The sequence below is a fragment of the Aurantimonas sp. A3-2-R12 genome (assembly GCF_036016755.1).
Lineage (GTDB): Bacteria > Pseudomonadota > Alphaproteobacteria > Rhizobiales > Rhizobiaceae > Aurantimonas > Aurantimonas coralicida_A.
The window spans coordinates 1-25,593 of record NZ_JAYXIH010000040.1 but is presented as its reverse complement, the minus strand read 5'-3'; the positions used below and the strand labels follow the sequence as shown (position 1 = coordinate 25,593).

At 62.9% G+C, this 25,593-nt stretch carries 21 protein-coding genes; 10 read left to right on the top strand and 11 right to left on the bottom strand.

The features are described from left to right. Positions 1 to 144: 144 nt before the first annotated feature. Positions 145 to 1,485 carry a L,D-transpeptidase family protein gene (locus VSX60_RS17555; RefSeq protein WP_442872883.1) on the bottom strand — a complete coding sequence of 447 codons (1,341 nt, stop codon included), beginning with the start codon at positions 1,483 to 1,485 and terminating at the stop codon, positions 145 to 147. Between the two features lie 358 nt (positions 1,486 to 1,843). Here VSX60_RS17555 and VSX60_RS17550 point away from each other — a divergent pair, with 358 nt between their 5' ends. Further along, entirely contained in the window at positions 1,844 to 2,506 is a 663-nt protein-coding gene (locus tag VSX60_RS17550) for a peroxiredoxin (protein WP_327625560.1), read from the top strand. Positions 2,507 to 2,576: 70 nt separating this feature from the next. Here the strand turns inward: VSX60_RS17550 and ldtR are convergent, their stop codons facing one another. Continuing rightward, positions 2,577 to 3,086, bottom strand: a complete 510-nt coding sequence (gene ldtR / locus VSX60_RS17545) for a transcriptional regulator LdtR (RefSeq protein ID WP_206455070.1) — start codon at positions 3,084 to 3,086, stop codon at positions 2,577 to 2,579. Positions 3,087 to 3,244: 158 nt separating this feature from the next. After that, a complete protein-coding gene (locus VSX60_RS17540; protein ID WP_327625559.1) occupies positions 3,245 to 3,667 on the bottom strand; it encodes a DUF6163 family protein in 423 nt (140 codons plus the stop codon). Between the two features lie 280 nt (positions 3,668 to 3,947). Here VSX60_RS17540 and hemB point away from each other — a divergent pair, with 280 nt between their 5' ends. The 5 genes from hemB (at position 3,948) to VSX60_RS17515 (ending at position 9,375) form a co-directional block, all read left to right on the top strand. Beyond that, positions 3,948 to 4,982: a porphobilinogen synthase gene (hemB, locus tag VSX60_RS17535; RefSeq protein WP_442873118.1), complete on the top strand. Its 1,035-nt coding sequence runs from the start codon at positions 3,948 to 3,950 to the stop codon at positions 4,980 to 4,982. A gap of 93 nt (positions 4,983 to 5,075) precedes the next feature. After that, positions 5,076 to 5,546, top strand: a complete 471-nt coding sequence (locus tag VSX60_RS17530; RefSeq protein WP_327625558.1) for an RDD family protein — start codon at positions 5,076 to 5,078, stop codon at positions 5,544 to 5,546. 175 nt (positions 5,547 to 5,721) lie between these two features. Beyond that, positions 5,722 to 7,548, top strand: a complete 1,827-nt coding sequence (locus tag VSX60_RS17525; protein ID WP_327625557.1) for an SLC13 family permease — start codon at positions 5,722 to 5,724, stop codon at positions 7,546 to 7,548. Positions 7,549 to 7,564: 16 nt separating this feature from the next. Beyond that, on the top strand, positions 7,565 to 8,314 hold the full coding sequence (locus VSX60_RS17520; protein ID WP_327625556.1) for an arginyltransferase: 750 nt from the start codon (positions 7,565 to 7,567) through the stop codon (positions 8,312 to 8,314). Positions 8,315 to 8,445: 131 nt separating this feature from the next. Next, positions 8,446 to 9,375 (top strand): DMT family transporter, encoded by a 930-nt coding sequence (locus VSX60_RS17515; RefSeq protein ID WP_327625555.1) that lies wholly within the window; start codon positions 8,446 to 8,448, stop codon positions 9,373 to 9,375. Between the two features lie 57 nt (positions 9,376 to 9,432). On the opposite strand, the gene parC is transcribed toward VSX60_RS17515, so the two are convergent. Continuing rightward, positions 9,433 to 11,685, bottom strand: coding sequence for a DNA topoisomerase IV subunit A (parC, locus tag VSX60_RS17510; RefSeq protein WP_327625554.1), 2,253 nt, complete (start codon positions 11,683 to 11,685; stop codon positions 9,433 to 9,435). Positions 11,686 to 11,899: 214 nt separating this feature from the next. Between parC and VSX60_RS17505 the strand changes: the two genes are divergently transcribed. After that, positions 11,900 to 13,081 carry a hypothetical protein gene (locus VSX60_RS17505; protein WP_327625553.1) on the top strand — a complete coding sequence of 394 codons (1,182 nt, stop codon included), beginning with the start codon at positions 11,900 to 11,902 and terminating at the stop codon, positions 13,079 to 13,081. An 80-nt stretch (positions 13,082 to 13,161) separates the two neighbouring features. On the opposite strand, the gene aspS is transcribed toward VSX60_RS17505, so the two are convergent. After that, positions 13,162 to 15,042, bottom strand: coding sequence for an aspartate--tRNA ligase (aspS, locus tag VSX60_RS17500; RefSeq protein ID WP_327625552.1), 1,881 nt, complete (start codon positions 15,040 to 15,042; stop codon positions 13,162 to 13,164). 185 nt (positions 15,043 to 15,227) lie between these two features. Between aspS and rnd the strand changes: the two genes are divergently transcribed. Continuing rightward, complete coding sequence (gene rnd / locus VSX60_RS17495; protein WP_327625551.1) at positions 15,228 to 16,385, top strand: ribonuclease D; 1,158 nt, start codon at positions 15,228 to 15,230, stop codon at positions 16,383 to 16,385. Positions 16,386 to 16,395: 10 nt separating this feature from the next. Here rnd and ppx read toward each other — a convergent pair whose 3' ends face one another. From ppx to VSX60_RS17470, 5 genes are read right to left on the bottom strand one after another with little or no spacing between them, the layout of a single operon-like run. Next, positions 16,396 to 17,919 carry an exopolyphosphatase gene (gene ppx, locus VSX60_RS17490; RefSeq protein WP_327625550.1) on the bottom strand — a complete coding sequence of 508 codons (1,524 nt, stop codon included), beginning with the start codon at positions 17,917 to 17,919 and terminating at the stop codon, positions 16,396 to 16,398. Continuing rightward, positions 17,903 to 20,305 carry an RNA degradosome polyphosphate kinase gene (locus VSX60_RS17485; RefSeq protein ID WP_327625549.1) on the bottom strand — a complete coding sequence of 801 codons (2,403 nt, stop codon included), beginning with the start codon at positions 20,303 to 20,305 and terminating at the stop codon, positions 17,903 to 17,905. Before VSX60_RS17485 ends, ppx begins: the two co-directional genes overlap by 17 nt. 2 nt (positions 20,306 to 20,307) lie before the next feature. Further along, positions 20,308 to 21,021 (bottom strand): hypothetical protein, encoded by a 714-nt coding sequence (locus VSX60_RS17480; RefSeq protein WP_327625548.1) that lies wholly within the window; start codon positions 21,019 to 21,021, stop codon positions 20,308 to 20,310. Positions 21,022 to 21,033: 12 nt separating this feature from the next. Then, complete coding sequence (locus tag VSX60_RS17475) at positions 21,034 to 22,200, bottom strand: AI-2E family transporter (RefSeq protein WP_327625547.1); 1,167 nt, start codon at positions 22,198 to 22,200, stop codon at positions 21,034 to 21,036. Next, positions 22,197 to 22,853, bottom strand: coding sequence for a CDP-alcohol phosphatidyltransferase family protein (locus VSX60_RS17470; protein WP_327625546.1), 657 nt, complete (start codon positions 22,851 to 22,853; stop codon positions 22,197 to 22,199). The genes VSX60_RS17475 and VSX60_RS17470 overlap by 4 nt, the downstream gene beginning before the upstream one ends. Before the next feature lie 41 nt (positions 22,854 to 22,894). Here VSX60_RS17470 and purM point away from each other — a divergent pair, with 41 nt between their 5' ends. Both purM and purN read left to right on the top strand, forming a co-directional pair. Next, on the top strand, positions 22,895 to 23,962 hold the full coding sequence (purM, locus tag VSX60_RS17465) for a phosphoribosylformylglycinamidine cyclo-ligase (RefSeq protein WP_327625545.1): 1,068 nt from the start codon (positions 22,895 to 22,897) through the stop codon (positions 23,960 to 23,962). Further along, positions 23,959 to 24,651 (top strand): phosphoribosylglycinamide formyltransferase, encoded by a 693-nt coding sequence (gene purN, locus VSX60_RS17460; protein WP_327625544.1) that lies wholly within the window; start codon positions 23,959 to 23,961, stop codon positions 24,649 to 24,651. Before purM ends, purN begins: the two co-directional genes overlap by 4 nt. 608 nt (positions 24,652 to 25,259) lie before the next feature. On the opposite strand, the gene VSX60_RS17455 is transcribed toward purN, so the two are convergent. Beyond that, entirely contained in the window at positions 25,260 to 25,520 is a 261-nt protein-coding gene (locus VSX60_RS17455; protein WP_327625543.1) for a DUF433 domain-containing protein, read from the bottom strand. Positions 25,521 to 25,593: the final 73 nt, after the last annotated feature.

Sequence of the window (25,593 nt, the reverse complement as noted above, 5' to 3'; positions counted from 1 at the left end):
GCCGCCTTTGAAATGTCCGATCTGGCCATATCACAGCCATTCCGCCAGACCAATGCGCCAACACACAACGCAAACGGGCCGGAGACTGTCGCCCCCGGCCCGAAAAATACGTCACTCATCCACGTCTGGAGCGTGGCTTGGGGGTCAGTAGCCGTCCTCGCCCCGAGCGTAGGGGTTCTGCTCGTTGGCAGCGTAGGCAGTCGCATTGACATCAGTCATCGCGAGCTGCTGCGCCCCGTCCCGCTGATAGATGTCGTCGCGGAACTGCACCACAGACGGATCGGTCGCCCAGGCGGTGAAATAGCTGAAATAGACCGGGATGGTCGTGGTCAGGTTGATATCCTCGCGCTGGCGCGATGCGATCACCTGTTCGATGCGCTGGCGATCCCAGCCCGGCACGTCGCGGGCGATCCAGACGATCAGATCGCGGACGTTCTGCACCCGCACGCAACCAGAGGATTCGAAGCGCAGCAGTTCGGAAAACAGGCTCTGTTGCGGCGTGTCGTGCATGTAGACAGCGTGCGGGTTCGGGAAGTTGATCTTCACCGAGGCCATCGCGTTGATCTTGCCGGGATCCTGACGGAGCAGATATTTCACCGCCTCGTCGGTATTCCAGTCGATCGACTGGGGCGGAATCTCGTTGCCGCTGCCATCGAAGATCCGGATGCTGTTGCGCTCCAGATAGGTCGGATCCTTCTGCATCAGCGGAATGATGTCCCGGCGAACGATCGATGCCGGCGCGTGCCAATACGGGTTGAGGTTCAAATTGGTGATCTTGGAATTCAGGATCGGGGTCTGACGATCGACTTTGCCGACGATGGCGGTATGGCGCTGGACCACCTGGCCGTTCTCGACCGCCTCGATCGAAGCAGCCGGAATGTTGACCATGACGAAGCGGCCGGCAAGCTCGCCAAGCTTTGACTCGATCCGCGTTATGTTCGTCTGCAACTGACCGAGACGCAGGTCGGCCGGGACGTTCATCGCCTTGTAGGTATAGGTCGAGGCGACCCCGTCGGCTGGCAGTCCGTGGCGCGCCTGGAAGCGCTTCACCGCCGCGTCGACATAGGTGTCGAAGGCCTGCGACGCACCTGCGCTGGCCGGCAGATCGCCGGAGATCGCAAGACGCTGGCGAAGCGCCACGACGGCGGGCGACTGGACACCGAGACGCATTGGCTGACTATCGGGTACCATCGGCCATCCGCCCATCTGGACGATTTGCTGGTAATTGGCGATAGCGGCCTGCATCGACGCGACGGTGTTGGACGACAGCGTGGGTGAATTGGATGCGACCTCGCGGACATTGGTGCCGCGCGTATCGAATTGATCGTCCCAATTGCCACGGCTTGGCGCCTGGAGGAGATCGCTCAGGGCATTCTGGGCCAGAACCGTACCCGGCATCAACGCTGCGCTGGCCGCGGCCGTGCCGAGAACGAAGTTCCGGCGCGTCAGGCGTTTTCCGTGAAGCCGATCGGTTGCGTTGGCCATGAGTTCCCCTCGTCAATCTGTTGGTTGCTCGCCGCGACCCGGTCACCCTTGTGAAGGGTGACTTGCAGGTCGCCAAGCGCTGGCGCAGGGCGCCGCTCCCCTGCGTCATGTCGGGTAAGACATCGCAATATGGCCAAAGCGTGAAGCGCGGGCGATCACGCGGCGGATAGGTACAATCTCCGACGGCGCAAGCTCCGCTATTCAGTCTGAGTGTGCTATTCTGACCGCAACTCTGAGCCCTCGGGCTCATCAGGAAAATGCCGGCTGGCGTTACGAATGTCAGGGACGTCAGGCCACGGAGCACGGCTGGGCGCCGTTACCTTTGTTGCCACTGGCACATCGATCCATGGAGGACGTCATGTCGCTGATGATCAACGAGACCGCACCCGACTTCGAGGCCGACACCACCGAGGGACCCATCAGGTTCCACGAATGGATCGGCGATTCCTGGTGCGTGCTGTTCTCGCATCCGAAAAACTTCACGCCCGTCTGCACCACCGAGCTTGGCTACATGGCGAGGATCAAGGGCGAATTCGATAAGCGCGACGTAAAGGTTATCGGCCTGAGCGTGGATCCTGTCGCCGAGCATGCCAAGTGGTCGCAGGACATCAAGGAGACGCAGGGCTTCGCACCCAATTATCCGATGATCGGCGATCCCAATCTAGAGGTTGCCAAGCTTTACGGAATGCTTCCGGCGAGCGTCACGGGGACGTCCGAAGGGCGCACGCCGGCGGACAACCAGACTGTGCGCAATGTCTTCGTCATCGGGCCGGACAAAAAGATCAAGCTGATCCTGGTCTACCCGATGAGCACGGGACGCAATTTCGACGAGGTGCTGCGGGTGATCGACTCACTCCAATTGACCGCCGCGCACCGTGTCGCCACCCCGGCCAACTGGAAGCCCGGCGACGATGTCATTATCGCCGGCTCGGTCTCGAACGAAGAGGCCGAGAAAATCTATCCGCAGGGCTGGAAGGCGCCCAAGCCCTACATGCGCATCGTGCCGCAGCCAAGGAGCTGAGCACCGTGTCAGCCGTCCCGCGACGGCGCCAATGCGCCGTCTGCGACGGTCGAGCCACGTGCCGTCGGGATCAGAGGCGGTAGAGAATCTGATCGTTCCAGAAGCGATCGAGCCGTTGCAGCGACCGGTTCATCTTCTGGAATTCCTGCTCGTCGAGTCCGCCGACCTTGTCGATGGAGCCGATGTGGCGATCATAGAGTTCCGCGACGATCGCTGCGACGGCCATACCCGCTTCGGTGAGCGAAACGCGGACGGCGCGGCGGTCCACCCGCGACTTCTGATGATTGATGAAGCCGAGGTCGACCAGCTTCTTGAGATTGTAGGAGACGTTGGAGCCCAGATAGAAGCCCCGGCTGCGCAATTCTCCAGCGGTCAACGTGGAGTCGCCGATATTGAAGAGCAGCAACGCCTGCACGGCATTGATGTCGGTGCGGCCGTTGCGATCGAACTCGTCCTTGATGACATCCAGCAGCCGCCGATGCAGCCGCTCGACGAGTTGCAACGTCTCGAGATAAAGCGACTTCAGTTCGTTCTTCGCCGAGGGCTGCGTGGCGATTTCGCTCTTGATCTGCGCGTTCATAGTATTGCTCCGCTGTTGTCTTGATGGATGTTCTTTTCGACCCCATCTTGAGACCCAACTTACGCGACGCATCTAAAATTCGACTTAAACCGCAGGCTTAATGCAAGCTTACGATTGCCCGAACAATTTTTTTGCTTAACAAGACGTCTCTCGGCGGCTCAGTAGCCGCGGGCCAGCCGCCCCTCCCGCCACGCCATGAGACGCAGAACTCCCAGCAGGGACAGACCGGATGCATGAAATCCGAGCCGCAGTAGCTCGGAGCCGAAGAGCTCGGGAAAGCCGAGATACATCACTGCTTCGACGATCGCGATCAGGACCCAGACGACCGAACCCCAGCCGACCGTCATCCACAGCCCGATACCGGCGACCGGATAAAGCACCGCCAATGTCGGGGCCGCCATCTTCCACCAGATCGGCATCAGGTCGAAGCGCGCGAGGGGGCCCGCTTCAATGCCGACGAGCCGAATCCAGTAGCCGACACCTGCGACGAACATGACAACCGCCGACAAGCGGCAGAGCCAGGTCGTCAAGCTGCGATTCAGGCTCCTGGCCTTGTGTTGCGGCGCAAGTTCGATCGTCACATCTTGCCTTTCCCGGCCTGCTGGCCTGCGAACGCAACGCCGCCGCGATCGCCCTGGGAGAGCGGTCGACGATCGAAACCGATGACCAGGATTTTGCGCCATGCCTGTTCGTGGCCGGACCCTATGGTCGCTCGGGTGACCTCGTCAATCTTGAACTCCCGCCCCTGACGGCATAGGCAAATCCAAGTTGGCGCCTCGTGGGTCCTTATCCGCAGCACCAAATGAGATACCGGCGCGTCCGATCGCGCGAGATCAAGTACGAACAAAGGACGGGCGTTCCATGAGTCAGCAAAGCGGTTCCCTTTCTTCGATAAGTGAACGTATCGACACCGTGACCGGCGGCTTGAGAATGCGGCGGCTGCGGCAGGCGGATTGGTCCCGGCGCCTGGTTCGGGAGACCGCTATCGGAGTCGATGACCTGATTTGGCCGATTTTCGTGCGCAACGGGGACGGCGAGCCGCAAGCCGTGCCCTCGATGCCGGGCGTGTTCCGCTTCTCGGTGGAAGACTGCGTCGATGCCGCGCGCAAGGCCCGCCATCTCGGCATCCCGGTCGTCGCGCTGTTTCCTTATACCGACGCCTCGAAACGCGACGAAAGCGGTTCGGAGGCGCTCAACCACGCCAATCTCGTCTGCACCGCAAGCCGAGCGATCAAGTCCGCCGTGCCCGAAGTTGGCATTCTTTGCGATGTCGCCCTCGATCCCTATACGAGTCACGGCCATGATGGTCTGCTCGAGGGCGAACGCATCCTCAACGACGAGACGGTGGACATGCTCTGTCGCCAGGCGGTCGTACAGGCGGAGGCCGGCTGCGACATCATTGGCCCCTCGGACATGATGGATGGCCGCGTCGCCTGCATCCGCGCGGCACTCGACGCGGCCGGCCATCGCGACACGCTGATCATGTCCTACGCGGCGAAATACGCATCGGCCTTCTATGGGCCGTTTCGCGATGCGGTGGGCTCGGGTTCGATGCTGAAGGGCGACAAGCGTACCTATCAGATGGATTGCGGCAATTCCGACGAGGCGATTCGCGAGGCGGCGCAGGATATCGCCGAGGGCGCCGACATGATCATGGTCAAGCCGGGCATGCCCTATCTCGACATCGTCGCCCGGCTGGCGGGGGAATTGGGTGTGCCGACCTTCGCCTACCAGACGTCGGGCGAATACGCGATGATCGTGGCGGCTGCACAGAATGGCTGGCTCGACGGCGACCGAGCGATGATGGAGAGCCTTGCCGCCTTCAAGCGGGCGGGCGCCGCCGGCGTGCTCAGCTATTTCTCGCCACAGGTCGCCGAAATGCTGCGCCGTCGCTGAGCCGTGCTTCGCAAACGTGTCGCCAAGTTGCGCCGTGGTCTCACAGTCCCCATCTCAGCCTCACGCAACCAGGATGACAGAGGGCCCGCCCCGATGGACCGAACCGCAAACCCGTCGAACGATTTTTCGACCCCCGATCTGGATACGCCTCGCCTCTATGAAGGCGTGCGGACGCGACGAATCGCTTCTTTCGTCATTGACTATGCGTTGGTCCTTTTCCTGTCGGTTCCAGCCGCGGTTCTGATCTTCCTGCTCGGCATCGTCACGCTGGGAATCGCCTGGGGCCTCTATGCGGTGCTGCTTCCAGTGATCGCCATCGTCTATATCGGCTTCACCATGGGCGGACACCGGCAGGCGACACCGGGCATGCGTTTTGCCGGCGTCCATGTCGCGCGCCTCGACGGCGAGCGTGTCGATCCTGCTGTCGCCGTTCTTCACGGCGTTCTGTTCTGGGCCTCGGCCTCGATCCTGACCCCGCTCGTTCTGCTGGTCAGCCTGTTCACCGCTCGCAAGCAGCTACTGCACGATCTTCTGCTGGGTACGGTCGTCGTTCGCGATCGCTGATCCCGCACTCGTAGCGGCCACCCCGGCGGCAATGTCCGGCAGGCAGCGCCAGCACGGGTGGCGGCCTGAATTCGCGTCCGGTGATCGTCGCCCAACGATGAGCGGGATAGACGCAGGTTGCCAACAAGGGGGCGGAGAACGATAAGGTTCCGCGGTCAACGGAACGCGGCGCCACATGGATTCGATACACGTCTGGGCCACCTATCTCCTCATTCTGGCGAGCGTGATCGGCTATGCTTGGGAGCGATGGCCGATCGAAGCCGTCGCAGCGGCCTCGCTCAGCGCCTTCCTGCTTCTCTTTGCGGTCGCGCCATACCGGGATGCCGCGGGCTTTGCGGTCACGAGCGGCGACCTGCTTTCGGGATTTTCCAATCCGGCGTTGATCACGGTGTTGGCGCTGCTGATTGTCGGACAAGGGCTTTTCGCCACCGACGCGATGGCGCGACCGACGCAGTGGCTGACCCGAATTGGGGGTACCGTCGGCGGGCGCGCCACCGCGGTGGTGCTGCTCAGCGCGGCCTTGCTGTCCGCATTCCTCAACAACACCCCCGTCGTCGTCATCTTCATCCCGATCCTGACGATGCTTGCGACCCAGCGTGGTATCCCGCCGGCCCATGTCTTCATGCCGTTGTCCTTCCTGTCGATTCTCGGCGGTATGACGACGCTGATCGGTTCGTCCACCAATCTGCTGGTCGCAGGCGTTGCCGCCCGTTCCGGCATCGAGATCGGCTTCTTCGACATCACCGTGCCGGGGCTTGCGATCGCGGTCGTCGGCGGAATTTACGTGATCGGGTTCATGCCGCGCATTCTCACGCCGCGCCAGGGATCGGAAGGCCGCGTGGCGGATTCGGGCGGCAAGCAGTTCCTCGGCGAAATCGATATTACCGAAGGCCACGCCTTCGAGTGGCTCACGGCGAGAGCGGGCCTCTTCCCCGGTCTCGGCGATCTGATGCCGCGCATGATCCTGCGCGGCGAACGAACGATCCTGCCACCCTTCGACGACATCACGCTGGCGGTCGGCGACCGCCTGATCGTGACGGCGACCCGGCGCGCTTTTTCCAAGGCGCTGTCCACAGGCAATCTGACGGTCAAGGCGCTGGATCCCTCGGCGGAAACCCTGGGCGACCAGACCAACAAGATCGGCCCCGACATGGTGATGGCCGAGGCCGTGGTCGCACCGGGCTCGCGCTATGCCGGCCGCACGATGCAATATTCGGGTCTGCGCACCCAGTTCGGCATCACGCTCTTCGGCTTGCAGCGCAAGAGCCGTATGGCGCGCTCCGCGCTGTCGGAAATCAGGCTGGAGCCCGGCGACACCTTGCTGCTTTGCGGACAGGCAAGCGCGATCGCGAAGTTGAAGGGCAACCACGACCTGCTGCTGCTGGAATATTCCGCCCAGACGATTCCGCAAAGCGCCAAGGCGGGCCTTGCCGCCTCCATCTTCTTCGCCATCGTTCTCATGGCGGCGACCGGCGCCCTTCCCATCGAGGTGCTCGCCGTCGTCGGCGCCCTCCTAATGGTCGCCACCGGGTGCCTGACGGTCGGCGAAGCGGCGCGCGCGTTCGATCGATCGATATTCATGTTGATCGGCGCCTCGATCGCCGCTGCGGTGGCGCTCGAACGGACGGGCGGCGCCGCAATGATCGCAGAGACCGCCATGACGGCGCTGGCTGGCTTATCCACCGCGGCGATCCTATCGGGACTGTTCCTGGTGATCGCGATCATGACGAATGTGCTATCAAACAACGCCACCGCCGTTCTATTCACGCCGATCGCGCTCGACCTGTCGCGGCGACTGGGAACCTCGCCGGAAGCGTTTCTCGCCTGCGTCATTTTCGCAGCCAACGCGTCCTTCGCAACGCCGATCGGCTATCAGACCAACTTGCTGATCATGGGGCCGGGGCGCTATCGCTTCATCGACTTCGCCAAAGCCGGTGTTCCCCTTGTGATCCTCGTGTGGTTAACATTCTCGATCGTGGCACCGTGGTATTATGGACTATGAGGGAGGCGCGACGGCAGTGACAGTTCATCATCCGCAAACGCCGCAGTTCTTCCTCACCTCGCCCTCCCCCTGCCCGTATCTCAGAGGTCAGGCCGAGCGGAAGGTCTTTACGCACCTCGTCGGCGAGCGCGCCCCGGGTCTACTCGATCTCCTGAGCCAGGGCGGGTTCCGGCGCAGCCAGAACATCGCCTACAGGCCGGCCTGCGAATCGTGTCGGGCCTGCATTTCCGTCCGCATACTGGTCGACGAGTTCAAGCCGAGCCGCTCGATGCGCCGGATCATGGCCCGCAATCAGGATCTGGTCGGCCGGATGGGTGTGCCGGCTCCATCAAGCGAACAGTACTCGCTGTTCCGCCGCTATCTCGAAGACCGGCATACCCATGGCGGGATGTCGGAGATGAGCGTCCTGGACTACGCCATGATGGTCGAGGACAGCCAGGTCGATACGCGTCTCATCCAATATCGCCTGCGGGGACCGGATTCGTTCTTCAGCGACCAATCGGATGGCGACCTCGTCGGCGTCGCGCTGAGCGACGTGATGGGGGATGGAATGTCGATGGTCTACTCGTTCTTCGAGCCGGGGCAGAGAGCCCGAAGCCTGGGGACCTACATGATCCTCGACCATATCGAGCAGACCAGGAAGCTGGGCCTGCCCTATCTCTATCTCGGCTATTGGGTGAACGGCTCGTCGAAGATGGACTACAAGATCCGGTTTCAGCCGCAGGAGCACCTGATGCCCAAGGGCTGGGAGCGCTACGAGGGCTGAGCTGCGCGTCGTTGCGCACGCTTTTCCGGCCGTGGTGTTTCACCGTCGCTTGCGATGATGCTAAGGCGAAGCATATCGGCAGTTTTCGCCGACGCCGCTCATCTATCCCGATCTGTCCATAACGGAATTTTATGTCTGTCCCGCCGCAAGCGAGCGAGTCGTCGCCGTCGTCATCCTACGCGCAGGGCCTCGCCCTTGTCGGCTTCGGCGGCTTCGTCCTCTCCTTCGACATTCCGCTCATTCGGCTCTCGGAGAGCGCCTTCTGGACCGTCCTGCTGGTGCGCGGTGTCCTCACCTGTCTGGCCGCGGTGCTGATCTGGCGCATCGACCGCTTGCTGTTTCCGAGCAGCCGGAAGCTGATCGCCGGGCGCGCCGGGCTTATTGTCACGGGCATCTATTCCCTCGCGGCCGCGACCTTCGTCTTTTCGGTCTTCAACACGAGCGCCGGCAACGTCGTCTTCATCCTTGCCTTCAATCCGATGTTCTCAGCGCTGCTGTCCTGGCGGATGGTCGGCGAGCGGCCGTCGACAGCGACCCTCCTGGCCATCCCAGCAACGCTCTTCGGCGTTCTACTGATCATCGGAGCCGGCTTCGAGACCGGCAACTGGATGGGCGACTTGGCCGCGCTCGCCACCGCCTTCCTCATCGCCCTCGCCATCACCCTTGCCCGGCGCAGCCGAACCGACATGCGTTACGCCGCGGCGCTTGGCGCCTTCCTGCCGGCGCTGATCGCCGCTCCCTTCGTCGCCGTCGAGGGCATCCATTCCGAGGCGATTGGGTGGCTCGCCCTTAACGGCGCGGTGATCATTCCCATCGCGTTGATCTGCCTGGCGCTCGGGCCGATGTTCGTGCCGGCGCCCATCGTGTCGATGGCATATCTGGTGGAAACCGTGCTCGCGCCCGTCTGGGTCTGGATGGTGTTCAGCGAGCGGTCGACGGATCTGGCGCTTGTCGGCGGCATCGTCGTCGTCGGAACGCTCGTGGTGCACTCTCTCGTCGAGCTCGGTCGCGCGCGGCGCTCCCGGCGGCCGCGTATCGCGGTCGCATCCCGCCACGTGTGACGGGAGCGACAAGCGCTCACCCGGCCATCGATCGAGCCGACGCGATGCGCGGCGAGTTCAGCCTTCGAACTTGTTGGTCTTCGGAAAGCCCTTCGGCACCAGGCGGCCGGCCTGCGCCCGGTCACCGCGCCATTCCAGGAGTTCGGCTTCGGAGCGGGTAAACATCCGGCCGGCGGAATCCGACCAGACCAGACCGCCCGCCATCCCGAAGACCTTGGCGTCCGAGACCCCACCATCCTTGTAACGCTGCAGGCGCACGCCCTTGCCGCGCGCCATCTGCGCCACCTGCGCCAGCGGGAAGACCAGCAGTTTTCGATTCTCACCAACGATCGCGACGTGGTCGCCCTCGTCGACCGTCGGCGCGAGCGCCAACGCGGTCTTGCCGGACAGATTCATCAGTTGCTTGCCCTTGCGCGTCGCCGACAGCATATCGGCCTCCGCAACGATGAAGCCATTGCCGTCGGACGAGACCAGCAGACGACGGCGGTCCGGATCGGACACGAAGGCGATAGCGATGTCCTGCTCGTCGTCGAAGTCGAAGGCGAGACGAATCGGCTCGCCCTGCCCGCGCCCGCCCGGCAGCTTGTCGGCGCCGAGCGTGAACGCCCGACCGCCCGTCGACAGAAATACCAACTTGTCGGTCGTCATGGCATGGAAGGCGAGCTTCAGGCCATCGCCTTCCTTGAAGGTCAATGTCGAGAAATCCGCGAGATGCCCGCGCATGCCGCGTAGGAAGCCCTTTTTGGACAGAACGAGGGTCACCGGCTCCTTCTCGATCAGCGCGACGGCGATGTCGTCGAGAGCCCGGTTGGGCGCGTCGGCGAAGAGCGTGCGGCGGCGTCCGAGTTTGGTCTTCTTGGAATAGGTTTCGCGGACTTCGCGAATCTCGCCGGCAACCGACGACCATTGTTGATCGTCGGAGGCGAGCAGCGCTTCCTTTTCGGCTTTCTCTTCCGTGAGCCGATCGAACTCGCGTCTGAGCTCGAATTCCTCCAGCTTGCGCAAGGAGCGAAGGCGCATGTTGAGGATCGCCTCGGCCTGCACGTCGGTCAATTCGAAGGTCTGGATCAGCACCGCCTTCGGCTCGTCCTCCTCGCGGATGATCCGGATCACCTCGTCGAGGTTGAGAAAGGCGATCAGATAGCCGGCCAGGACCTCCAGCCGCCGCTCGATCTGCCCGAGCCGATAACGCGCCCGACGTACCAGCACCTCGCGCTGATGGGCGAGCCACTCGCTCAGCACGTCCTTGAGCGACATGACCTTCGGCACCTTGCCGCCGGACAGGACGTTCATGTTCAGCGAGATGCGCGATTCCAGATCGGTCAGCCGGAACAGCGATTCCATCAAGAGTTCCGGATCGACGGTCCGGCTCTTCGGCTCGATGACGACGCGCACGTCCTCGGCCGATTCGTCGCGGATGTCGGCGAGCAGCGGCAATTTGCGCGCTTGCAGCAGTTCGGCGATCTTTTCGATCAGCCGCGACTTCTGCACCTGATACGGGATTTCGGTAACGACAACGACATAGGCGCCGCGACCCTGGTCCTCGGTCTCCCAACGGGCCCGGACGCGGAACGAGCCGCGGCCGCTGTCGTAGGCTTCGCGGATCTGCGCATGGTTGTCGACGATGACGCCGCCGGTCGGGAAATCCGGCCCCTGCACGAAACGCAGCAACGCATCGGTCGAGGCGTCCGGGTTTTCGATCAGCTTGAGCGCGGCGTCGCAGAGTTCGGCGGCGTTGTGCGGCGGAATCGACGTCGCCATCCCGACCGCGATTCCCGACGAGCCGTTGGCCAAGAGATTGGGGAACGCGCCCGGCAGGACGATCGGCTCCTGATCCTCCTCGTTATAGGTCGCGCGAAAATCGACCGCGTCCTCGTCGAGGCCCCGCAGGAGCAGCGTCGCAACGTCGGTCATGCGTGCTTCGGTGTAGCGCATGGCCGCCGGGCTATCGCCGTCGACATTGCCGAAATTACCCTGACCGTCGATCAGCGGATAGCGGATGGCGAAGTCCTGGCTCAGCCGCACCAGCGCATCATAGATCGACGCGTCGCCATGGGGGTGGAACTTGCCCATCACGTCGCCGACGATGCGGGCGCATTTCTTGTAGCCTTGGCCCGGATCGAGCCGCAGAACGCGCATGGCATGGACGATGCGCCGATGGACGGGCTTCAGGCCATCGCGCACATCGGGCAGCGCCCGCCCCATGATCGTCGACAGCGCATAGGCGAGGTAACGCTCCTCGAGTGCCGCCTTCAGGTCGATCGCTTCGATGTTGCCGCCGCCCGACGGCGGCTCTACAGCCTTGCCCATGCGGCTGGTCTAGGACAGGACTGCGACCGGAACAACTCCGGAACGTGGTTATTCAAGGATTTGTAGGCGCCTAGGCGAGCGCCTTTACTCTAATTCCGTCGCTCGCCGCCCCTCCCCTTATCGCGACGGGGCTTCCGTCCTACAATAGTACGCGACACCGGTCCGCATTCTCATCGCGCTGCGGCGCGCCCAGGTTCAAGCGAAAGGTTCTCACATGCTCGCCAGGACAGGCATATCCCTCGCCACAACGACGCTGCTGCTACTCAGCTCGACGTCGGCTTTCGCGGTCGACGCCGAGGCATTTGCCGAGCGGCTCAAGGCCGTCGCGCAGAAGCAGAACATGTCGCTGACATTCGACAGCGCGGAAGCCGTTGGCGAGAATGTCGTGCTGAAGGGCGTCTCGGGGGCCAAGGCCGATGGGAAAGGCAAGGTCGTCGAGATCACGTTCGAGAACGTCTCCGGCTCCACCCCCGATGGATGGGACGTCGAGCGGGTCGCGTTTCCGGACTTCGACGAGACCGAGGATAGCACGCGCACGCGAATCGGCGGCATGGTGGTTGAGGGCCTGGAGCTCGTCGGGACCAGCGCGACCGACGTACCGGCGGCGATGAAATTCTCCGACTTCTATTTCGAGAGCGCCACGATCGGATCCGTGGAGGTCGAGAAGGACGGCAAGAAAATCTTCAGCCTCGCGGATGCTTCCTTGAGCAACGAGATCGGCGACGATGGTGCGTTCACGGCGGAGTTCGATTTCGGCAGCTTCACGGCGGATCTCACCTCGGGAGACGATCCAGAAGCCACGAAAACGATCCAGGAGGTCGGTTACAGCACGCTGAGTGGCGAGATATCCGGCTCCGCCACCTGGACCCCCGCGAGCGGCCTCCTCGAGCTCGATCCGTTCGACATCAATTTGAAAGATGCCGGCAGCCTGTCCTTCACTTACGGAATTTCTGGCTACACACCAGCGTTTATCGAGTCGCTGCAACAGCTGCAGCAGCAGATGGCCGCCAATCCGGACAATCAGCAGGCATCCGGCATGGCGGTCATGGGGCTGATCTCACAACTCTATCTGAACGCCGCCGACATTACCTTCGTCGATGACTCACTCACCGGCAAGCTGCTCGACTACTATGCCGAGAAGAATGGGCAGACGCGCGAGCGGCTGATCGAGGGGCTCATCGGCATGCTGCCGATGTTCCTGTCCTACCTGCAAAACCCGGACTTCCAGAAGGACGTCACCGACGCCGTGACGGCCTATCTCAACGATCCGAAGTCGTTGTCGATCACCGTCGCGCCGGCCAATCCAGTGCCGGCGACACAGCTGATCGGCGCGGCGATGGGCGCCCCGCAGACCTTGCCGAGCGTGCTGTCGCTGACCGTCAGCGCCAACGATTAAACGTCGACGGCCAACCCAGTTGGGGAATGTCCAGCGATCGCTCTCCCCTCCGCGAAAGGCGCGGAGGGAAGAGCGCCTGGTCAGTTTTTCGCCGCCGGCGCCAGACGCAGGCCGAGTTCACGCAGCTGCGCGGGCGAGGCCTCGTTCGGCGCGCCCATCAGCAGATCGTGAGCCTGCTGGTTCATCGGGAACATGGCGATCTCGCGCAGGTTCTTGGCCCCGCACAGAAGCATGACAATGCGGTCGACCCCAGCCGCCATGCCGCCATGGGGCGGCGCGCCGTACTGGAAGGCACGGTAGAGCCCGCCGAAGCGTTCCTCGACCGTTTCCTTCGAATAGCCGGCGATCTCGAACGCCTTCACCATGGTCTCGGGAATGTGGTTGCGAATGCCGCCCGAGGCGATCTCGAAACCATTGCAGACGATATCGTACTGGAATGCCTTGATCGCCAGCGGCTCGTCGCTCTGCAGCGCGTCCATGCCGCCCTGCGGCATCGAGAAGGGATTGTGGGCGAAATCGACCTTCTTTTCCTCCTCCTGCCATTCGTAGAAGGGGAAGTCGATGATCCAGGCGAGCTCGAACCGATCGCGATCGACCAGATTCAGTTCCTCGCCGACCCGCGTCCGAGCGGCACCGGCGAAGGCCGCGAAGGCGTCCGGCCGCCCTGCGACGAAGAAGCAGGCGTCGCCCGCTTCGAGGCCGAGTTGGGTGCGCAACGCCTGCGTACGCTCTGGTCCGATGTTCTTGGCAAGCGGACCAGCCCCCTCGGCTCCACCTACGTTGTCACTTGCAACTGCATTAATTATCGCATCGATCTTGTCAGGATCTCCCTGATCCATATCGAAAGCTTCAGAAGTCGATGGACCTGGCTCCGTTTCGCGCCAGAAGATGTAGCCGAGACCCGGCTGGCCTTCGCCCTGCGCCCAGGAGTTCATCCGGTCGCAGAAGGCCCGCGAACCGCCGGTCTTGGCCGGGATCGCCCAGATCTCGACCGCCGGATCGTTGGCGATCATGCCGGCGAACACCTTGAAACCCGAACCGGCGAAATGCTCGGTCACCGCTTGCATCTCGGTCGGATTACGCAGGTCCGGCTTGTCGGTGCCGTATTTGCGGATCGATTCGGCATAAGGAATGCGGCGGAAATTCTGGCTGACCGGCTTGCCGTCGGCGAAACTCTCGAACACGGTGCGGATCACCGGTTCCATCGCCTGGAGAATGTCCTCCTGCTCGACGAAGCTCATCTCGACGTCGAGCTGATAGAACTCGCCGTAGAAGCGGTCGGCGCGCGGGTCTTCGTCCCGGAAGCAGGGCGCGATCTGGAAATACCGATCGAAGCCGGACATCATGATCAGCTGCTTGTATTGCTGCGGCGCCTGCGGCAGCGCGTAGAACAGGCCGTTGTGCAGTCGCGACGGCACCAGAAAGTCGCGCGCACCCTCCGGCGAGGAGGCGGTGAGGATCGGCGTCTGGAACTCGAAGAAACCCCCGTCGCCCATTAGCTGGCGCATTTTCGAGACGATCTGCGTGCGCCGCATCATGTTCTTGTGCAGCGTCTCGCGGCGAAGGTCGAGGAAGCGGTATTTGAGCCGGATATCCTCCGGGTACTCCGGCTCGCCAAACACTGGCAGCGGCAGTTCCTTGGCCTGCGACAGCACCTCGATCTCGCGGGCGAACACTTCGACCGCGCCGGTCGGCAGCTTGGCGTTAACGGTTTCGTCCGAGCGCGCCTTCACTTCCCCGTCGATCCGGATGACCCATTCGCCACGCACCGTTTCCGCCACCGCGAAGGCAGGCGAGTCGGGATCGACGACGACTTGCGTCAGCCCGTAATGGTCGCGCAGGTCGATGAACAACAGGCCGCCGTGATCGCGGATTCGATGGGCCCAACCGGACAGGCGGACGGTTTTGCCGACATCGTCCTTGCGAAGGGCGGCGCAGCTGTGACTGCGATAGCGGTGCATGGCATTCTCTCTTGAATCTGGCCCGGGTCCGGCCGCACGTCGGCGCGCGCAGGCACGGTTTGGCGGCTCGATTGAATCGCGGGGGACAAGCGCACGCAGCTTTCGTCCTGTCAAGATTTCACGGGTGCTGTGGCGCATCCGCCTTTCGCACGGCACCGCGATCGGGCTAAGGATATCGGATGCAAATGATCACCACGACCGCGGACCTTGCCAAGGCCTGCACCAACCTCGCCACCGCCGAATATGTCACCGTCGATACCGAGTTCATCCGCGAAACGACGTTCTGGCCCGAGCTCTGCCTGATCCAGATGGCGTCGGACGATCTTGCCGTGCTGGTGGACCCGCTCGCCAGCGGCATGGATTTGGCGCCGTTCTTCGAGCTGATGGCCGACGAGAGCGTCGTGAAGGTGTTCCACGCGGCGCGCCAAGATCTGGAAATCGTCTACAAGCTCGGCGGCATCTTGCCCAAGCCGCTCTTCGATACCCAGGTCGCGGCGATGGTCTGCGGGTTTGGGGAATCAATCGCCTACGACCAACTCGTCGCCCGGACCACCGATGGGCGCATCGACAAGACCTCGCGTTTCACCGACTGGCGCCGCCGCCCGCTCAGCGAGCAGCAGCTAACCTATGCGCTTGCCGACGTCACCTATCTGCGCGACGTCTATCGCGAGTTGACAAAGCAGTTGGAGGCCGACGACCGCGGCCACTGGCTGGCCGAGGAAATGGCGATCCTGGCGGACCCGGCCACTTACGACCTGCATCCGGACGACGCCTGGAAGCGACTGAAGCTGCGGGTGCGCAAGCCGATCGAATTGCAGGTGATGAAAGAACTGGCGACATGGCGCGAGCGCGAGGCACGCGACCTCGACAAGCCGCGCGGGCGTATCCTCAAGGACGATGCGATTTACGAGATCGCCCAGCAGCAGCCGACAGACGAACAGGGGCTCGGCCGCCTGCGGACGATCCCCAACGGGTTCGAACGCAGCGCTGCGGGGCGGGCGATTATCGCCGCAGTGAGCCGCGCGCTGGCGGTGCCGAAATCGGAGCTGCCCCCCATTCCGCGCTCTCGGCAACTGCCCGAGGGCACCGCAGCGGCGGTCGAATTCCTCAAGGTCCTTCTGAAGATCGTGGTCGAGGAAAAGGGCGTCGCGGCCAAGATGATCGCGTCGGGCGACGACCTGGAAAAACTTGCCTGGAAGGGTGAGGAAGCCGAAATTGCAGCGATGTCGGGCTGGCGCCGGGAGATCTTCGGCGAACGGGCGCTCGGGCTGTTGCAAGGCGAGACCGCCCTCGTCTATCGCAACCGCAAGGTCGAAGTGGTCACGCTTGACGAGAACGCGTGAGGTCGCGCGCTTACCGCACTTCCATGCGCAGCGTCTTGTCGACGGTCTTGGCGAATTGCTGAAGGCGGCCTTCGGGCCGCTCCCCGATCAGTGCGGCGAGCGCGCGCGGGATCACCAGCGTGAAGCCGCCGCGTGGATCCTGTGCCCATTTCAGTTGATCGAGCACGCCCGGCATCGACGCCGTCAACAGGTAGGTCGCGCGAAACAGCGATGCGAGAATGCGGGCACGCGTCATCAGTCGGTCCTCGATCAGACGCTCGAGTTCGGGCAGCTGCATCTGCTCGAAACTGCCCTCGTGCCGGTAGTAATTGGTCAGGCCTAGATAGGCTCGGCCGCGATGGTCGACGGCCGGAAAGGCGGCATGGGCGATGATCGAGAGGGATTGCTTGCCGCGATAGTCCGGATGGGCGCGCCAGCCGATATCGGCGAGAAGACAGGCGGCTTCGCGCAGCCGCTCCTCGTCCTCGGTTTCCTCGATGCCAAACGCCTCGAAGGTGCGCCGGCTCCATTCGACGAGTTCCAGGGCATGGGTGGGCGAGCGGGACCGCAGGATCGATAATTCGCGCGCGGATTCGATCAGCGGGTCCTTGGCCTTTTCCGCGTCCGGTAGCAGCGAATAAAGATAGCCCTCGCGCACACCAAGTGCCGACATCACGATCTTTGACGGCTTGATGTGACGCATGACGCTTTTCAGCGCGACGGCGCCATAGGCGAGCAGTGGTCGGCGCGATTTCGAGACCGCGCTGATTCCCTGCAGCTTCTCGGGATCGCCGCGCAGGATGGTGTCGAGGAAATCCTCGATCCCGGAGGCGTCGATCTCGTAGCCATGCATAACGTGCAACGGGTATTTGGTCTGTGCCATGTGCAGCTTGGCCAAGTTGCGCCATGTGCCCCCGACAGCGAAGAAGGGACGCCCCTCACCTTTTCCGGCAAGAGCGCAGGCGGCCAGGTGGCTGTCGGCGATGGCCTGCGCCCGCGAAAGATCTCCCTCGGCGAGATCGCGCAGACGCAGACCGCCGAGCGGAAGAGTCAGTCCCCCTTCGAACTGCCCGTCATGAATGTCGACCAATTCGAGACTGCCGCCGCCGAGATCACCACCGATGCCGGCGGGCGTATGGAAACCCGCCAGCACGCCCTCGGCCGCATAGCGCGCCTCGTCGGCGCCCGACAGGATTGAAATCCGGGAACCGATCGCTTCTTCAGCCGCGACGATGAAATCCGGCCCATTCTGGGCTTCGCGCGCGGCCGCTGTCGCGATCGGATGGAGTTCGACGACATGGGCCTGCTCAGCAAGCTTGCGAAAGCGCCTGAGCGCGGCCAACGCGCTATCGATGGCTTGCGGATCGAGCCGGTTGGTCTGGGTCAGCCCCTTGCCCAACCCGCTCAGAACCTTTTCGTTGAACAGGACCGTCAAGGTCCGGCAGTTGCCTTCGTAGATGACCAGACGAACGGAGTTCGACCCGATATCGACGACGCCAACGGGTCGGCGGTCCTGAAGCCGGCCCTGGGCTATCGGCTCAGTCGAAGCGCGCATGGTCCGCGCGCTGCCGCGCGATGAGTTTTGGGGCATCCGTTTTCAGTGCTTTCCCGCGCCCCGACAGACTCGGATTGGTCATGAAATAACGTTGGGCGTTGAACGGCTGTTCACCCGGCGAAGGAAAGATATGGCGCGACGTCCCATCGGCGGCGACCGACCAGCTCTGCTGATTGTCGAGAATGTTGCCGAGCATGATCTGCGACAGCACCTGACTGTGGACGGTCGGCGTGGTGATGGGCACCAGTGTCTCGACCCGGCGGTCAAGATTGCGCGGCATCATGTCGGCCGAGCCCATATAGACGATCGCCGCCTCGGAGGGCAGTCCCTGCCCATTGCCGAAGCAGAAGATACGGCTGTGCTCGAGGAACCGGCCGACGATCGATTTGACGCGGATATTGTCTGACAGGCCGGGCACACGCGGTCGCAGACAACAGATGCCGCGCACCACGAGGTCGATCTCGACGCCCGCCTGGCTTGCCCTGTAGAGCGCATCGATGATCGCCGGGTCGACTAGCGAATTCATCTTCATCCAGATCTGGCCCGGACGTCCCGCCCGCACATGAGCGACCTCGTCCTCGATGTGTCCGACGATTCGGCTGCGCATCGTCAGCGGCGAGATGGCGAGCTTCTTGACCTCGGCCGGTTCGGCGTAGCCAGTGATGTAGTTGAACACCAGCTGGACGTCATGTGCGATGTCCGGGTCGGCGGTGAAGTAGGACAAGTCCGTATAGATTCTCGCGGTGATCGGATGGTAGTTGCCGGTGCCGATGTGAACGAAGTTCACAAGCTTTCCATCCTCCCGCCGAACGATCAGCGATAGCTTCGCGTGGGTCTTCTTTTCGATGAAGCCGAAAACCACCTGGACGCCCGCCCGCTCCAGATCGCGGGCCCAGCGGATATTGGCCTCCTCGTCGAACCGCGCCTTCAGCTCGACCAGCGCCGTCACCGACTTGCCGGATTCGGCGGCGTCGACCAGCGCCCGGACGATCGGGGACTCGTTCGACGTGCGATAAAGCGTCTGCTTGATCGCGATGACGTTCGGGTCCTGCGCCGCCTGCCGAAGGAACTGCACGACCACGTCGAACGATTCATACGGATGATGGACGATGATGTCCTTCTCGCGGATGGCCGCGAAGCAATCGCCATTGTGTTCGCGGATCCGCTCGGGAAAGCGCGGAATGTAGGGTTTGAACTTCAGATCGTCGCGCGGCAATTTGCAGATCTGCGACACCGAATCGAGCGCCAGCATGCCGTCCATGACCGAGACGCGCGACTCCGGCACCGCCAGTTCGCCCGCGACGAAATTGCGCAGCGTCTCCGGCATGACCGAATCGAACTCGATCCGGATTACCGACCCGCGGCGTCGCCGCTTCAAGGCGCTTTCGAAATGGCGGACGAGATCCTCGGCCTCTTCCTCGACCTCGATATCGCTGTCGCGAATGATACGGAAGGTCCCCGCGCCCTTGACCCTGTACCCTGGAAACAATCGACCTATAAACAATGCGACGATGCTCTCCAGCGGCACCAGGCGCAGGAGCCCCTTGTCAGTCGGCGGCATCTCGATAAATCGCTGCAGCGCCGGCGGCAGGCGCAAAAGCGCGTTCATGGGCTGGGAATCGCGCTCGCGCAGCAGGGCGAGAGCGATCGAGAAGCCCAGATTGGGAATGAATGGAAACGGATGCGCCGGGTCGACCGACAGCGGCGTCAGGACCGGGAAGATCGTCTCGTCGAAATGCTTCTCCAGCCAGGCCCGGTCGTCGCGCTTGAGATCGCCAGCGCCGACGATCTGGATGCGCTCCTGCCGCAGTTCCTTGACGAGTTCGGCCAGCGATGCCTGTTGTTCCCCCTGCAGATGCCCCACATCATCGAGAATCCGGTCGAGCTGTTCCTGCGGCGTCAGGCCGTCGATGCTGCGGACGGTGATTTTCTCGCGCACCTGACCGGCGAGACCGGCCACCCGGACCATGAAGAATTCGTCGAGATTGTCAGCCGAGATCGACAGGAAGCGAATGCGCTCGAGCAAGGGATGCGAGGAGTTCTGCGATTCCTCGAGCACGCGGCGGTTGAACTGAAGCCACGAAATCTCCCGATTGATGAAACGGTCCGCCGGCAACTCGCTGTCGGCCGGCCGGTCGTTGTTCGCCGCCGCCTCCACCTCCGCCGGTGGTGTTTCCAGGATGACCGAAGCCTCCGACAGGATCGGCGTGGTCTCGCCCGCATCCCGCTCCGGGACCGCCGATGCCGCGGCGTTGTCGACGCTCGCCGGCGTGTCGGTCGGAACCTCAGCAGCCGTTTCCTGCCGCCCTGTTGCCGCGCCAGCCATAGGCTTGCGCGTGCGGGATTTCCTCGATTTGGCCCGGGGCGCCGGTGATGCTGTATCCATGATCAGTCCTCCGTCGCGCCCGGGTAGCGGGCCGGCACGACCGCCTGATGACGCACCGCTTCGCTCTCGCGGTCAAGCACCCGCTTGAGAAGGCGCGTGCTTATGCGCTCCTTGGAAGCCAACGCCTCGCGATCGACGGCGGCGACGACGCGGCGGGCTGAATCGAGCGAGCGCTCCATTCGCTCGGCCAGATAGCGGACCATCCGCGGCGCTATGTCGAGCTGGCGGTCGGCGAAAAGTTTGACCAGGACGCCGGCCAAAAGGTCGTCGTCGGGGGCTCCAAGCTCGGCGATCGTCGCCGCGCAAAGGCGCGAGCGAAGATCGCTAAGCGTGAATGCCATTCCCGCCGGCGGCGTCCGGCTTGTCGCAAGCACGCTCCCGGCTCCCAGCCGCGCGGCGTTGACGAGGCCGAACAGGTCGGTTTCCGACAAGTGCGAGCGATCGAGATCGTCGACGACGATGCGAAATCCCGACTGGTCGAGATGGGCGGCCATAGCGCCGGCTTCGGCGATCCGCGCCCCGGCCCGCTCCGCCCATACATTGGCGAGATGCGTCTTGCCCGCTCCGGGCGGTCCCACGATCACCAACACCGAATGCCGCCAATGTGGCCAGGTGTCGACAGCCTCGACAGCGAGCCGGTTCGACGCCGAGACGATGAGATCCTCACGGGCGTGCGAGGCGGCGTGGGGAAGATCGAGAGGGAGTTGCGACGGCATGGCGGCCTTGCCCTATTCGCCGGCACCCGAGCGAGGTTCGGCGCTAATCACCTTCGGAGCCGGAGATTCCTCGACCGTCACGCAAGTGGCATTCTCCGGGGGCGACGGCGGGCCATAATACATCTCGCTTTGTAAATATTGCGTAATTGCAAAGCGGGCCAGAACGCCAACCGCTGCCGCGGCGGGGACGGCGATCAAGAGACCGACGAAACCAAACAGGGCGCCGAAGGCGAACAGCGCGAACATCAGCCAGACCGGATGCAAGCCGACCGAGGCCCCGACCAGCTTCGGCTGCAGGATGTTGCCCTCGAAAAACTGTCCGACGAAGAAAATCGTCGCGACGGCGACGATCCAGATCCAGTCCGGCCAGAACTGCACCAGCGCCACGCCGACGGCGAGCACAAGGCCGACGGTCGAGCCGATATAGGGGATGAACGAGATCAGCCCCGCGAACAGGCCGATCAGCAACCCGAAATTGAGCCCGGTGAGCGTCAGTCCGATGGCATAGAAGGTGCCGAGGATCAGGCTGACGCTGCCTTGGCCACGAAGGAAGCCGGCCACCGAACGGTCGATGTCGTGCGCCAGATGCCGAACGGTCGTGGTGTGCTGGCGCGGGATCCAGGAATCGACCTTCGCGATCATCCGATCCCAGTCGAGCAGGAGATAGAAGGCGACGACCGGCGTCACCACGAACAATGCCACGAAATTGACCACAGCCAGCGACGAGGTCCAGACAGAGCCGAGGAAGGAGGTGATGAACCCGGTTCCCTCATTGACGATCTTGGCAAAATCCTGCTTCAGATTGCTCTCTTCTCCCGAGAATAGAAACGCCAGCGGCCCGCTTCGCGCTGCGGTGGCCAAGCCCTGCAACCGATCGAGATAATCCGGAACGCGCTCTGCGAAACTGGCAATCTGACTGCCGATAACCGGTACGAGAATCAGCACGGCGGCAATGAAGGTCGCCGCGAACAGAACAAGGATGACGACCGTCGCCGCCACCCGCGAAAAGCCGTGGCGCTCGAACCAGTCCGCGACGGGATCGAGGAAATAGGCGATCACCATACCGAGGACGAAGGGCAGCAGAATCCCGGAAAACAGCCATAGCAGCAATACGGCCAGAACCGCAGCTGAGCTCCAGAAGAACACCTGCCGGCGGATCAGCGCACTTCGGTCGTTCATGTCGGATCACCTTCCTCACGCCCGGGATGCCCCTCGGAGGCCATGTGCCGAAGCCAATCAACGAGATAGGCGGCGGCCGACAGTCCGGTCAAGAGCGCTGTGATGCCGACGAGAACGGCAATGAGCAGGTTAAGCTGGAGGCCGAAAGCCGGCTCCGCAAGAGCCACCGCCGCTAACATGAGTTGCGCCAGGGTGGTCATTTTGGAGACCAGCAGCGGACGCACCTTCACAGGCTGTCCCATGACGTAGGACAGAAGCACGGCGGCGATGATGAGAAGGTCGCGGCTGACCACCGCCACCGCCAACCAGGCCGGCAGCTGGTCGAGCAGGCTAAGGCCGACGAAGACCGAAATCAGCAAAGCCTTGTCGGCGAGCGGATCGAGGTAAAGGCCGAGGGTGGACTGCTGATCGAAGTGGCGCGCGATCGCCCCGTCGACGGCATCCGAGATGCCCGCGAGAATGAAGATCAGAAAGGCAAGCTGCCAATCGCCGTCGATCAATGCCCAGACCAGGATCGGGACGCCGAGAAGCCGGGCAATCGAGATGAAATTCGGGACGGTCATGAGGCCGCGCCAATCGTCGAGGAAAACCGCTCGCTCGCCCACCGATACATCGTGACAATTCCTCGCGCCATGGCTTCGGGTCTTGCTCACGGGCCGCGATCATGTCAACTCGGCGGAAACGGGCGGGGACCATGACCGACACGAGCAACTCTCTGACTTACCGGGACGCGGGCGTCGATATCGACGCCGGCAACGAGCTCGTGCAGCGGATCAAGCCGCATGTGCGCTCGACGCGGCGCCGCGGCGCCGACGGCGAAATCGGCGGCTTCGGCGGCCTCTTCGACCTCAAGGCGGCCGGCTACGACGACCCGCTGCTGGTCGCGGCGAATGACGGCGTCGGCACGAAGCTCAGAATCGCCATCGAGACCGGCCTGCACGAGACGATCGGCGTCGATCTCGTGGCCATGTGCGTCAACGATCTCGTGGTTCAGGGCGCCGAGCCGTTGTTCTTCCTCGATTATTACGCCACCGGCCGGCTCAACCCGTCCGAGGGCGAGGCCATCGTCAAAGGCATCGCGAGCGGCTGCCGCCAGGCCGGATGCGCGCTGATCGGCGGCGAAACCGCCGAGATGCCGGGCCTTTATGCCGACAAGGACTACGATCTGGCCGGCTTTGCCGTCGGCGCGGTCGAGCGCGGCCGCCTGCTCCCGGCCGGTACGATCGAAGCTGGTGACATGATCCTCGGGCTCGTGTCCTCCGGGGTTCACTCGAATGGCTATTCGCTGGTTCGGCGCATCGTCGAGCGGTCCGGCGCGCGCTATGGCGACCCGGCTCCCTTCGACGGCGATCGAACGCTGGGCGAAGCCCTGATCGAGCCGACCCGCATCTATGTCAAAGCGCTGCTTTCGGCCTTCGCCGAGACGAACGGCATCAAGGCGCTGGCGCATATTACCGGCGGCGGCTTCGTCGAAAACATTCCACGAGTTCTGCCGGAAACGCTGAGGGCCGACATCGACCTGTTCGCGGTTCCGGTGCCGCCGGTGTTCGGATGGCTCGCCAAGGAAGGCGGCATCGCGGAACTGGAAATGCTGCGCACCTTCAATTGCGGCATCGGCATGATCGTCGTCGTGTCCGAGGCCGACGCGGCGACGGTCAGCGCGATCCTGCAGAAAGCCGGCGAAACCGTCGTGCCGCTCGGGCGCATCCTGCCGCGCAAGGACGCGGCGGTGACCTTCAACGGCGCGTTGCCGCTACCATGAACGCGGTCCGCCGGCAGAGGATCGCGATCCTGATCTCCGGACGCGGCACCAATATGAGCGCCTTGGCCGCCGCCTCGATGGATCCGGCCTATCCGGGCCAGATCGTCGGTGTCATCGCCAACCACGCCGACGCGCCGGGTCTCGAAACGGCGGAGCGCTCGGGCATCACGGCCATAGCCGTCGAACAGGGCGCCTTCGCCGATCGCGCCAAGCACGAGGCTGCGGTCCTCAAGGCGCTGGACGACCTCAAGCCGGACGTCGTCTGCCTTGCCGGCTACATGCGGATTTTGTCGGAAGGCTTCGTGCGGCGCTACAGCGGGCGCCTGATCAACATCCACCCGTCGCTGCTGCCGCTGTTTCCCGGTCTGGACTCCCATAGGCGGGCGCTGGCGACGGGAATGCGAATCCACGGCTGCACGGTCCATTTCGTCACCGAGCGTATGGACGAGGGGCCGATCATCGCCCAGGCGGCGATCGCGATCGAGCCGGACGACACCGCCGAGACGCTGGGGGCGCGACTGTTGCGGGCCGAGCACCGGCTTTATCCGCATGCGCTGAAGCTGGTGCTCGACGGCACCGTGCGCATGTCGAACGGCCGGACGATCACCAAGGGCTCGCGGAAATTGGCGGAGCACAACACGGCCGACGCGCCGCATATTCTCGTGTCGCCGGACGCCCGGCGGGATTGAAACGGGATTGAGAATTCAGCACAATTCAATCTGATCCACGCACTACCACACAACAGTCACGTCTGGATTCATTTACGATTTTGCATTATATTGCGATGAATTAGGAATATATTGGCGCCCAATGAAAAATACTGGAAATCGACTGGGGCATTCGCTTCGCTTTTGGCTCGGCGTGGTTATATCATTCTATATATTCTTGCTTGCATTCAGTTATTTATTTAACATTGTATACCCCATTCCTGATTTTCATGACAGGTCTGAAATTGGGTGCTATTGGACCAACGCTCTGTTTGTCTACGCGGAATGCCAGGGGTTTTTTGGCGCGAACATCATTGCATTTGTTCGATCATTTTTTATATTGTCGATTCAATTATCCCCTATTATAATTTCCTATCCATTGATTGGAATTATATATCTCCTTATTTTTGTCGGTGGATTGGTATTATTTTTATGGTTAGGCGAAAGGGCGTTTTTGTGGTCCAAGACTGCTTGGCTGCGGCGAATTTCGCGTGATTGATTATTCTGGCGCAGCGCTTTGATTGCCCTGGGATAAAGAATAGCGAGACGATCGTAGAGTTTAAGGCTGAAATTCTGGTCGAGGGATAGGCTTACTGTGCCGCCGTGATCGTATGGCGCTCCCGATCGGCGGCATAGCTCAAGGCCGCGCGGATATCAGCCTCCGTCAATTCGGGGAAATCATCCAGAATTTCCCCATTGCTCATACCGGACGAGAGCCAGCCAAGAACATCGGCGACCGCAATGCGGGTACCACGGATGGTCGGGCGCCCGCCGCGGATGTTCGGATCGAGAGTGATATGACCATCGGGCGACTGATACCAACGGGCGCTGATCAAGACCCATGCGCCCACTCTCGCATTCCGATGGACGTGATTTTCCAGGGCTGATCGACGAGCTTGTTCCAAGCTGCGCAGCAGTGGGCGA